This window comes from Mesorhizobium sp. M0518 (assembly GCF_040321125.1).
Taxonomy (GTDB): domain Bacteria; phylum Pseudomonadota; class Alphaproteobacteria; order Rhizobiales; family Rhizobiaceae; genus Mesorhizobium.
This window is the reverse complement of record NZ_JAMYQY010000014.1, coordinates 182,684-193,638: the sequence shown is the minus strand read 5'-3', so window position 1 is coordinate 193,638 and position 10,955 is coordinate 182,684. Positions and strand designations below refer to the sequence as shown.

Below are 10,955 nucleotides of genomic sequence, written 5' to 3'. Positions count from 1 at the left end.
GTGGCGCTCGCTGCGAGCGGATGAGACAGCGTCCAGCCGAATTTATCCGCCGCCTCGAACGCTGCGCCCAGCGCGGTGCGTGTGCCCCGCCGCGCCGGCGGAACCTCGTCGCCCAGCAGCAAGGCACCGGACCGGAAATGCTCGAGCGTGGTCGGCACTTTGCTGAAGGTGTTTGCCTCATGCTCGATCTCGCCAGTGAGGACGTGGTAGTTCATGGATTGTCTCCGGGGTTGCAAAAGGGATGGCGCGGCGCTGAGCTCAGGAATCCGGTGGATCACCTGCTGAAGGCTTGGTCTTCGCAAGCAGCAGGTCGAACGCCGCCCCACGGGCTGGGCCCAAGCCTGGCGGCCGGACGGCCTGGGCTAGTACCATCCGGCACGGAGTTCGGCGAGGCGCCTCAGCAGGCCGCACCGAGGTATCACTCCACATGTCGCTCATTGCGCCGAGCTGGACGACAGTCGGATCAATCCAATCCCGTTCTCGATCTCAATTTTGGTGCCAAAAGGCGTCGAGAGCTTCTGTAGGCGTTCCAGAATAGCTACTGCTTGCGGCGCGGGTGCGAGCCGCGGTACACCCCGGTTCGCAAATCTGTTTAAGCGGCGGAGCTCGATCGGATGGAGCCGCAATTCAGCGAGTTGGTTCTGCTCAAAGCGGCTAATGCTGACCACGCTTTCATAGAAGATCGTATCAGATTGAGACCCTACTAATCCTTCCGCAGTCGGATATCCTTTTGCCACCTCGTCGACCGTGACTTCGGCGTCTGTATCGACCCTCGGATCCTTGCCGTATACCTCGTACATGTCATCGCCTACTGGCGTCCTGAGGTCCTGACAAAAGAAATTACCCAAGCTGTAAAAGATAGGCCGGCCTTTGTAGATCTCGATACCTCGCAGCTGATGAGGTCCATGCACGATGTATGCGTCCGCCCCAGCATCGATAAGCCTTCGGGCAAAGGCCTGCTCGCAGTCAGGCGGTTCTTCACTCCATACCCCGGGCTCGTGCTCATGATTCGTCGCAATGCAGAAGTCGGAGATCTGTTTGCCCCGACGAACGTTGCGCAGGATATCGGCGATGTCACGCGAGTTGGGCTCGAAGCTGTAACTGGCTTTGTTGCCAGCTTTGTACGTCACCCCGCCGAGGACTACGCGGCTTGGATCTTTTCCAGCGGGGTTGTAGCCCGGTAGCACTTCGCGCACCTGTCTCAAGCTCTCGAGCATCTCCGGCGGAACAACGATGCTCTTCTCCAAACGCAGGGCGTTGAGCCCTGGTCTGCCTGGCGCCTCGCCAGCGGGATCGCACGCACGAGCCATCGGCATGAACGTCGTAGCAAATGACACCAACGCTACTCTTCCGCGCGGAGTCTCCAGGAAGCGCGCAGCTCCAGCCTGTGCGAGGTTTTCGCCTGCGCCTGCATGGATGATGCCGTTTTCATCGAGCGCCCGGCTCGTCTCGCGCATGCCTTCAAGGCCCCAGTCGAGCGTATGGTTATTCGCGCGACTGACCATATTGAAACCCAGAGCCCTTAAGTCAGGTCCTAGCTGCGGGTCGCTGATGCAATACGCTCCACCGTACTCAGCCTGCGGGCATCCTTTGGATTGAACATCCAGGATGTTGGTTTCCAAGTTCCCGAAGCTGACATCGGCCCCATGGAAGATCCTGAGAACATCGACTAAGCCAGGATAATGGCCCTTCGTCACGGGCCGCGCAAAGAGAAGGTCCCCAACTGCTGCCATTGTGAAGCCGTCTTCGACGTTGGTCGCGATCGAGCCGACCGTATCGAAGCCAGCATTCTGTTGAATCGGCTGCCTTCCATTCTGGTGTGAATCTCGCTCCATATGATTTCCTATTTGTCTCGGGTTCCCATTTTGCTGTCGCTGTGCTTGCGCTTTCCGATACATCAGGACCGGATCATGTTGTTTGAGCAAGCGAAGAACTGGCCGCCGCAGCTCGCTGCACCGGGATGTCTGTGGCCGGAGCGCGCACATGGCAGGCTACAACGCGCCCGTCTGCCATTGGCACTAAAGGGGGCACCTCGATACGGCAACGCTCGACCGCGAGCGGGCAGCGCGGATGAAACGCGCACCCGCTCGGCGGATTGATCGGGCTTGGCACCTCGCCCCCGACGGGCGCCTCCAGCCGAACTCGGGTGGGATCCGGGACAGGAGCTGCTGCCATCAGCGCCTCGGTGTAGGGGTGGACCGGCTTGGCGAAGAGCGCCTCGCACGGTGCGAGCTCCACGATCCGCCCCAAATACATGACCGCAACGCGATGGCCGATATGCTCCACGACGCCAAGGTCATGTGAGATGAAGACGAAGGCGATGCCCATCTGCTGCTGTAGATCCAGAAGCAGATTTAAGATCTGCGCCTGCACGGAGACGTCGAGGGCTGACACTGCCTCGTCGGCGATGATGAGCGAGGGGTTGAGCGACAGGGCGCGTGCAATGCCGAGCCGCTGGCGCTGACCGCCCGACAATTCGGAAGGGAGCCTGTGCATCATTTCGGGCGACATTCCGACTTTTCGGAGAAGGTGCGCGGCAAGCGCGTTGCGCTGCTTACAGCTGAGACGTTCAAAATTCTCGACGGGTTCGGTGACAATTTGCCCGGCCGTAAGGCGCGGATTTAGCGACGAGTAAGGATCCTGGAAGACCATCTGCATCCGACGGCGCCAGGCGTGAAGCGCGTCCTTCTTCAGGCCTGCAATGTCGGTCCCGTCGATTAGCACGCGCCCCCCCGTCGGTTCCACGAGCCGCATCAAGAGCCGCGCCACGGTGGACTTGCCGCAGCCGGATTCCCCGACGATGCAAAGTGTCTCGCCCGCCTCTACGGAAAAGGATACATCCTCCACCGCCCGGATCACTGGGATTGTCTTCTTGAAGATTCCCGAGCCAAGCGGATAATGCTTGGTCAGATTCTCGACTTTCAGCAGAGGACCACTCATGCGCCCATCACCTCTTCGGCGCGCCAGCAAGCTGCGGCGTGGCTCGACCCGACATCACGGAGGGCGGGCGTCTTCTCGCGGCAAATGTCGATCGCGAACGGGCAGCGAGGAGCAAAGCTGCACCCGACAATGGGCTCGCGGAGGCTTGGGACAATGCCGGGGATTTCTGGAAGGCGCCGCTGTCGGCCGCGCCGCCGGTCAGGCACCGATCGCATGAGGCCCTGAGTGTAGGGATGCGCCGGTCGCGCAAACAAATCTATCACGTTCGCTTGTTCTACGATCCGGCCAGCATACATCACGATCACGCGTTGGCATGTCTCGGCTACAACGCCCAGATCATGCGTGATGAACATCACGGCCGTTCCCGTGCGCTCTTTCAGATCCACGATGAGGCGCAGGATCTGCGCCTGAATGGTGACGTCCAGCGCGGTCGTCGGCTCATCGGCAATCAACAGTTCCGGCGAGCAGGCAAGACCCATGGCGATCATGGCGCGCTGGCGCATGCCGCCTGACATTTCGTGAGGATAGTTGTTGACGCGAAGCTCGGGATCCGCGACGCGGACGAGACGGAGCATCTCTTCGGCCTTTGCCATGGCCACCGAGCGGGACGCATTTGTGTGGATCTGCACCGCCTCGGCAATCTGGCGGCCGACCGTGTAGACCGGGTTCAGGCTCGTCATAGGCTCCTGGAAGATCATGGCGATCTGGTCGCCGCGGACCTTTCGCATCTCCCGATCGGACAGCTTAAGGAGGTCGCGTCCGTGGAAGCGGACCTCGCCGCCGACAGTCCTGGCGGTCAGCTTCGGTAGCAGGCGAAGGATGGAGAGGGCCGTGACGCTCTTCCCACATCCCGACTCGCCGACAACACCGAGCGTCTCGCCTTTCTTAACCTGGAAGCTGATGCCGCCCAGGGCACGGGTGACGCTCTCCTGGCCGTAAAAGTGCGTCTCAAGGTCTTGGACTTCAAGAAGGACGTCGCTCCCTGCGGTTTGATGCATCTGCATGTTAGCGCCTCCGCTTGGCGCGGGGGTCGAACAGGTCGCGCAGGCCGTCCCCGAGCAGGTTGACAGCCAACACTGTAACGGCAAGACAGATACCGGGGGCGAAGACCGTCAATGGGGCGATAGCGAGATACAGTCGAGAGCTTGAAATCATGTTGCCCCAGCTCGGAATCTCGGGCGGCACGCCCACGCCCAGAAAGCTTAGCCCGGCCTCTGTCAAAATTGCGTCTGCGCAAACAATGGCACTCTGCACCATGAGCGACGGAATGGTGCTCGGCAGGATATGCCGCCAAAGCACCTTCGGCAGGCGCGCACCGCCGCAGAGCGCCGCCTCCACATAAGGACGCTCGCGGACACTCAGAACCGCCGAACGAACTAGCCGCGCCACGCTTGGCAGCTGGGGGATCGTGATAGCGACGATAAGGATGCCGATCCCGGGACCCGTCAGGGAAATAAGAGCAATCGCCAGCAGTATCGTCGGGATCGACATCAGACCGTCCATGACCCGCATGACTATATTGTCGAAGACGCGGTTGTACCCGGCGAGAACACCGATCAAAAGACCACCGAAAGCCGCGCCCGCCGCCGAGGTCAATCCGACCGTTAGTGAGATCCTGGCGCCGAACACCGTTCGTGCAAATACGTCGCGGCCGAGACTATCGGCCCCGAACCACATATCAGCGGACGGCGGCTGGAGGCGCTTGAACGGATCCATGTTCACCGGGTTGCCGGCAAAAAGCGGAGAAGCCAGTGCTAATACGATCAACAGCGCCAGGAGGCCGCCGCCCACAAGGACAAGCGGATGCCGCCTTGCCAGACGGGGAAAGTCAGATATTCGCAGGCGGCCCGTCGGGATGTATTCAACTGGTGCGGAGAGGAGCGTCATAATCAGTACCGGATTCGGGGATCGATCAGGGTGTAGGAAAGATCGACCGCCAGATTGATAAGAACGTACAGACCCGAAATCAGGATGAGCACACCTTGAATGATGGGATAATCGCGGTTGTTGATTGCATCGACCACCAAACGACCGACACCAGGTATGTTGAAAACGGTTTCCGTGATGACGACACCGCCAATCAGACCTGCGAAACTTAAGCCGATCACGGTGAGGATCGGGACACCGGCATTCTTCAGTGCGTGGTGGAAAAGCATGGAATAGGACGACGCGCCCTTGGCAGCGGCTGTTCGCATATAGTCTTCAGATAGAACTTCCAGCATGCTCGCCCGCGCGATCCGGGCGATGAAAGCAATGTAGGGAACACTCAAAGTAACGGTTGGCAGGATCAGGTGGACAAACCATGGACCGAAGCCATCGTCGATAGGCTGGTAACCTTGGACGGGCAGCCAACGTGTCCTAATCGCGAACAAATATATGAGAAAGAAGCCGACGACAAACACCGGGACAGAAAAACCAAGTGTCGCGAATGCCGTCAGGATGCGATCAACAAGGCCGCCAGAGCGCCACGCGGCAAGGACGCCGAAGGAGACCCCAATCGTCACCGAAAGGATTATCGTCAGGATAGATAGGGAGATGGTCGGTTCCAGGCGCTGCGAGATCAGTTCGCGAACGGGTCTGCCCGTGAAAATTGAGGTCCCAAGATCGCCGCCTAGGATGCCGAGCGCCCAATGGACAAACTGAACGGGCAATGGCTGATTGAGTCCCAGCTGTTCGCGAATGCCGGCGATCATCTCTGGCGTAGCCCTAGGGCCGGCAATGATGTCCGCTGGATCGCCCGGCGCGAGCCTGAGAAGCAGGAAGACGAAGATGCCGACAATCGCCATGACGGCGACGGTCGAGACCATTCGGCGAAGTATGTAGGCAGCCATTGCGCCCTTAGACCTTCTGCATGATGAGGTCGCGCCGAGAGATCCTCACCCTCCGCTCCCCTAGTCTGCGGCGCGGTTAATCCGCACCTATGAATTCTGTCGACACCACGAGAGCGCATTGGAACTCAAAGAGGCGGGTCAACCTTTCGCTCTCCGACGAATGACTTCGCCGTGGACGACTTTTTCAAACGATAACACCTGGAGAGCAAGGTTTGGACCAAAATTCGTCTGTTGCTGAAATGCGAGCACTAAAAAGGGGCGCGGTTTGAAATGCTCAGCTTAAGCGGGGCGGCTCTCGCGCGATCTTCAATTCGCCCCATACCTAAATACGCTTCTCAAGGTCAGGGATACCTCGCACTCTCTCCATGCAGTCACGCAACTCTGCGTGCGTCGGCCGGCAGGTCGACAGAAATAATTTCCGCAAGCATCTCGGCGGTTGCAGCCGACAAGGTCCAACCTAGGTGACCATGGCCCGTATTGTAGAACACACCGCGTGCCCGGCCTTTGCCGACCCGCGGCATCATGTTGGGCATCATTGGCCTCAACCCCGCCCACGGCACTACGTGGTTGGTATTTATTCTCGGAAAATGCATCCGCGTCCAGTCCACCAAAGGTTTAACGCGATCGTCCCGAATATCACGGTTCAGACCGTTGAACTCAGCGGTTCCGGCAACGCGAAATCTAGACAATCCCAATCGGCTCGTAACGATCTTGGCTCGGTCATCAAGCAGACTGACCCACGGTGTGGCTTCCTGTGACGCGAACTCATCGAGCTCGACTGTGATGGAGTAACCCTTAACCGGATAAATGTTGAGCCGATCGCCCAAATTCGCGGCCAAGTCGCGGCTGCTACAGCCCGCACAGATGACGATGGCGTCTATCTCACGGCACTCCGAATGTGGGACTTCAGCACCAGTTGCATAGGAAATTCGAAACCCTTGTTGATGTTCGATGCGTCTCACATCTGCATCGTAGCAGAAGCGGGCGCCGCGCCTCTCGCATGCCCGTGCCAGACCGCTAGTGTATTTGTGAATGTCGCCGGTGGAATCCGACGGCGTGTAGAATCCGCCATATGGACTACTACAGAGAGTGGGTTCGATCGACTTGATCTCTTCCACGGCAACGGGCCGTCGGTCCAATCCACCTTGGACTAGCAATTCGTTTACCGCCCGCGCATGATCGAAATCGGCTTTTTCCCAATATAGGTGAAGAATGCCGCGACGAACATGGTCGAAATCGATGTCTTCCCGCGCGGCAATCTCAAACATATGCTTCCGCGCCATGATCGCGAGTTTGGTCGTCTTTATGGTGTTTTCGCGATAGCCAGCGATGTTCGCCACGAATTCCGCCAGCCAGCTGTACTTGTGCCAGCTGGGTGCTGGATTCATAAGAAGTGGAGCGTCCCGTTTAACCATCCACTTGATCCCCTTTAGAATCGTCGACCAGCGGTTCCAAACTTCAGCATTGCTTGCCGAGAGCTGTCCGCCATTGGCAAATGACGTTTCCATCGCAGCATACCGCTGACGATCTAATACAGTGACTTCATAACCACGCTCCAAAAGGGCATACGCAGTCGATACACCGGTGATCCCGGCGCCGATGACAACAATCCTGGGCATTTTGCTCTCCAGAAAGATAAAACAGTGCAGCTTCTAGGCGGGCGGGACCTTGCTCGTTTCGGCTATGCATCAGGTACCGCTCGCGAACATCTGCGAATGGGGTCCCTCATGTTGGGCATCGGATGACTCCCAATTCCCTGCCTACCTCCGTGAAGGCGTCGACGGTACGGTCAACATCCGTACTCGAATGTGCGGCAGACATCTGCGTGCGGATGCGCTCCTGCCCCTTAGGGACTACTGGGAAGGAGAATCCGATCACATAAATGCCGCGCTGGAGCATCTTGTCGGCCATCTGCTGCGCGAGGCCTGCGTCCCCCAATATCAAGGGAATTATGGGATGGTCCGCGCCAGCCAGCGTGAAGCCCACCTTCGACATCCTCGAGCGGAAGCGGTCGGCATTGGCATAGAGCTTTTCGCGCAGGGCATAACCTTTTTCGAGCAGATCGAAAGCTTTCAGCGACGCCCCTGCAATCGCAGGCATCAACGTATTGGAGAAGAGGTACGGCCGCGAGCGCTGGCGAAGCCAATCGATGACCTCGCGCCTGCCTGCAGTGTAGCCGCCCGAGGCCCCGCCGAGCGCCTTGCCGAGCGTGCCGGTGATGATGTCCACCCTGCCCTCAACGCCGCAATGCTCCGCGGTGCCGCGCCCATGTCGGCCGACGAAGCCGACCGCGTGGCTGTCGTCGACCATTACCATCGCGCCGTATTTCTCGGCCAGATCGCAAACGCCGCCAAGATTGGCGATGATGCCGTCCATGGAAAAGACGCCGTCGGTGGCAATCAGCTTAAAGCGGCTGCCTTCGGCCTTTTTGAGCTCTTCTTCGAGAGCTTCCATATCATTGTTGGGGTAGCGGAAGCGCCTGGCCTTCGAAAGCCGTATGCCATCGACAATGGAGGCATGGTTCAGCGCGTCGGAAATAATGGCATCTTCCTCGCCGAGCAGCGTCTCGAACAAACTAGCATTGGCGTCAAAACAAGATGAGTAGAGGATCGCATCTTCCATGTTTAGGAATGAGGAGATGCGCGTCTCAAGTTGCTTGTGTTCTTCCTGGGTGCCGCAGATAAAGCGGACCGACGCCATACCATATCCATAGCGGTCGAGCGCAGCCTTCGCCGCGTTCCGCAGATATTCATTATCGGCGAGGCCTAGATAGTTGTTGGCGCAGAAGTTGAGGACCTTGCTGCCATCCTCGAGTTCGATCTCGGCCGACTGCGTCGAGGTAATGACGCGCTCGGATTTGTACACCCCCGCAGACTTCAATCCAGCCAGTTCCGCAGACAAATAGGCAATAAAATCGTTGGTCATCGGCAACTCCGCAGTTGGCATAGAGTAAGTCCAACACAAGTACATGATGAGTCATGACTGGACGCTCATCATCGAGTGGTAACTGCTGTCGATTCGCTCAGTCTGCGCGCCACTACGCATAGGGTAGCGTGGCAGCTCCGAGTCCGTCATACTCGTTGAGGTGCACGTCCACGGAGCGTGGCCCGAGCTCGGCGGCGCGAAAGTTGCCGATCATCGCGGATCGCGCTCATCTTCCGACTGCTGGTCTCCCCGCACCAGGACACAGCCAGTCTTCCAAATCCAGGGCGTCGCCCCGACGAAGCGCGCCTGCTCGAGTTTCGTTTGCGTGCTACAGATCAAAGTTGCTGTCGCATACTCTTTCCTAACACGGGTAGATGACGGCCGTCGACCATTCAGCATGATCGTGCTTTTGCCAGTAAAGATCCATGAGCCGGCGGGTGACGGATCCGACCTGTCCATTAGAGATCGCGGCGTCATTGATGCGCGTCACGGGCATAATGCCACCGGCGGTGGAGGTGATGAACACCTCGTCAGCCCCTTTGATCTCAGCTCGACTTATATCAGCAGCTGTGGCCGACAATCCAATCTCGGCGCAAAGCTCGAACACAGTCCGGCGGGTGATGCCCGGCAACACCCCAAAAGAGGGCGTCCTCAAGGATCCATCCTTTACAACAAATACGTTGAAGCCGGGCCCTTCCGCGATGTGCCCGTTCGTATCCAGGAGCAGCGCTGTCTCAGCCCCACTGTCGTAGGCATCGAACAAGCCCTTCACGAGATCGAGCCAATGATAATTCTTGATCGAGGGATCGACGGATTGAGGCGGGATGCGGACGGTCTCGCTGATCGCGACGTGCAAGCCTCTTTCCAACTGCTTCTTGTTGGCGACCGATCCAAAGGGAACAGCAAACGCGATGAAGCGGTTCTCCGCCTGACGGGGATCGCGGCTGAATGTCGGCGACGAGCCGCGCGTGCAGATCATCTCCACATACGCCGATCTGTGCCCCGACAAAGCCACACAATTTCTCAGGATCGCCTCTACTTTCTCCCGGTCATAGGGCAGTTTCATTCGCAGCCGTTCGATGCCGCCGAAGAAGCGGTCAAGATGCAAGTCCAACCGGAAGAACCTGCCATTCCAGACGTGCACCGTGTCGTAAGTGGCGTCTGAGTGCAGGAACCCCCAATCGAGCACGGAGATTTTGGCCTCAGACATCGGCAGGTATTGCCCATCCATAAAGGCGATCCCCTGCGGATAGCGCCGTTCATCGACATAATGCTCGTCCACTGCTGGAAGAACAGGCGAAATCTGTGTCATCGGGGTCGCCATTGTTTTTTCCTTAAACTGGGATGGTTACTTTGCCTGCGCCTAACGGTCTGGCAACTCACACCGTCCTCACGCGGATCGACTGCACCCTCTACATCGCACAGTTGCTTAGGTGAAAACGCTCAATCTGATGCTGGACGCGCAATGGCGGTTTCAAAACGCGGTCTGGAGTGATGGCTTCAGCGCAGCCCGCCCAACTCTGCGGCCATGCCTTCTCGGCCTCGTCGATCTCGGCCGTCAACAAACGCCTGCACGAGAGCCTGAAAGTGTTTGTTGAGCGCCCGCCTACGAGCCTTTTGCCTACCTCATCCTAGATGCCCGCTACCAAGATGCGCGAAGCCGGCATTGTCATGAGCCAGGCGGTGCTGATCGCGGTCGGCATTGACTGGGACAGCCGGCGCTAGGTCCTGGCCGTGGAGATGGCCAATCGCGAGAGCCGCCCGGCCTGGAAGGACTTCCTCGTCGCCCTATAGGTGAGTTGCCTCAGGTCTTGCGGCGGACGGCCGGCACGGCGAAACAGCAGACGCTCAAGCACCACCTCGTTGTGGCCCGGCGGCGGCGGCCAGCATGACAGCGCTGCCTCCCGCGCCCGCACCGACGCTCGTCAAGTTGCATGGTCGAACCAGGCGGCTTCCACCGGCAAAGGAAAAGGTCTCGTCCATAGCAAACACAGGGTACGCACGCAGGCGGCCCTCACCGTCCTCAACACGAGCTTCTGATCTAGAAAGACCCAAGCACCGCAGTATCGCGGGCAGCGTCAAGCCACCAGATTTGGCAGTTCCTGAAAAACGTCAACACACTATCTTCCAAGTCCTGTCAGCGACCAACCGGGCACAAAATGAGATTTTCCGAGCTACGGGCCTGCTGACCGGATCGAGCTAAATTCGCGCTGTGCCAAGAATCCATCGGGTCGCGCAAACTCCAATATCATAAGGCCA

Annotated in this window: 9 protein-coding genes and 1 pseudogene; 1 reads left to right on the top strand and 9 read right to left on the bottom strand. The window is 58.7% G+C overall.

Translation table 11 applies throughout. The features are described from left to right. The 9 genes from NKI66_RS21050 to NKI66_RS21010 form a co-directional block, all read right to left on the bottom strand. The coding region (locus NKI66_RS21050; protein WP_352752868.1) for a M81 family metallopeptidase at positions 1-215 on the bottom strand (215 nt) is incomplete at its 3' end. Between the two features lie 219 nt (positions 216-434). Continuing rightward, positions 435-1,835, bottom strand: a complete 1,401-nt coding sequence (locus tag NKI66_RS21045) for a CapA family protein (RefSeq protein WP_352752866.1) — start codon at positions 1,833-1,835, stop codon at positions 435-437. A gap of 73 nt (positions 1,836-1,908) precedes the next feature. Next, entirely contained in the window at positions 1,909-2,940 is a 1,032-nt protein-coding gene (locus NKI66_RS21040) for an ABC transporter ATP-binding protein (protein WP_352752864.1), read from the bottom strand. After that, complete coding sequence (locus NKI66_RS21035; protein WP_352752862.1) at positions 2,937-3,944, bottom strand: ABC transporter ATP-binding protein; 1,008 nt, start codon at positions 3,942-3,944, stop codon at positions 2,937-2,939. Before NKI66_RS21035 ends, NKI66_RS21040 begins: the two co-directional genes overlap by 4 nt. 1 nt (position 3,945) lies before the next feature. Next, the gene (locus NKI66_RS21030; protein WP_352752860.1) at positions 3,946-4,827 is read right to left on the bottom strand and encodes an ABC transporter permease; all 882 of its coding nucleotides are present in this window, start codon (positions 4,825-4,827) and stop codon (positions 3,946-3,948) included. A gap of 2 nt (positions 4,828-4,829) precedes the next feature. Next, the gene (locus NKI66_RS21025) at positions 4,830-5,771 is read right to left on the bottom strand and encodes an ABC transporter permease (protein ID WP_352752858.1); all 942 of its coding nucleotides are present in this window, start codon (positions 5,769-5,771) and stop codon (positions 4,830-4,832) included. 371 nt (positions 5,772-6,142) lie between these two features. After that, positions 6,143-7,390 carry a D-amino acid dehydrogenase gene (locus NKI66_RS21020; RefSeq protein ID WP_352752856.1) on the bottom strand — a complete coding sequence of 416 codons (1,248 nt, stop codon included), beginning with the start codon at positions 7,388-7,390 and terminating at the stop codon, positions 6,143-6,145. Positions 7,391-7,496: 106 nt separating this feature from the next. Continuing rightward, positions 7,497-8,696, bottom strand: coding sequence for a glycine C-acetyltransferase (locus tag NKI66_RS21015; protein ID WP_352752854.1), 1,200 nt, complete (start codon positions 8,694-8,696; stop codon positions 7,497-7,499). A gap of 361 nt (positions 8,697-9,057) precedes the next feature. After that, complete coding sequence (locus NKI66_RS21010) at positions 9,058-10,020, bottom strand: aminotransferase class IV (protein ID WP_502900954.1); 963 nt, start codon at positions 10,018-10,020, stop codon at positions 9,058-9,060. A gap of 191 nt (positions 10,021-10,211) precedes the next feature. Between NKI66_RS21010 and NKI66_RS21005 the strand changes: the two are divergent. Then, positions 10,212-10,487 (top strand): annotated as a pseudogene (locus NKI66_RS21005) (transposase); the annotation flags it as partial. Positions 10,488-10,955: the final 468 nt, after the last annotated feature.

What these genes read in the sequence shown, in the direction of transcription:
- NKI66_RS21045 (WP_352752866.1), bottom strand. Translation starts at nt 1,835, where the DNA reads ATGGAGCGAGATTCACACCAGAATGGAAGGCAGCCGATTCAACAGAAT.
- NKI66_RS21040 (WP_352752864.1), bottom strand. Translation starts at nt 2,940, where the DNA reads ATGAGTGGTCCTCTGCTGAAAGTCGAGAATCTGACCAAGCATTATCCG.
- NKI66_RS21035 (WP_352752862.1), bottom strand. Translation starts at nt 3,944, where the DNA reads ATGCAGATGCATCAAACCGCAGGGAGCGACGTCCTTCTTGAAGTCCAA.
- NKI66_RS21030 (WP_352752860.1), bottom strand. Translation starts at nt 4,827, where the DNA reads ATGACGCTCCTCTCCGCACCAGTTGAATACATCCCGACGGGCCGCCTG.
- NKI66_RS21025 (WP_352752858.1), bottom strand. Translation starts at nt 5,771, where the DNA reads ATGGCTGCCTACATACTTCGCCGAATGGTCTCGACCGTCGCCGTCATG.
- NKI66_RS21020 (WP_352752856.1), bottom strand. Translation starts at nt 7,390, where the DNA reads ATGCCCAGGATTGTTGTCATCGGCGCCGGGATCACCGGTGTATCGACT.
- NKI66_RS21015 (WP_352752854.1), bottom strand. Translation starts at nt 8,696, where the DNA reads ATGACCAACGATTTTATTGCCTATTTGTCTGCGGAACTGGCTGGATTG.
- NKI66_RS21010 (WP_502900954.1), bottom strand. Translation starts at nt 10,020, where the DNA reads ATGGCGACCCCGATGACACAGATTTCGCCTGTTCTTCCAGCAGTGGAC.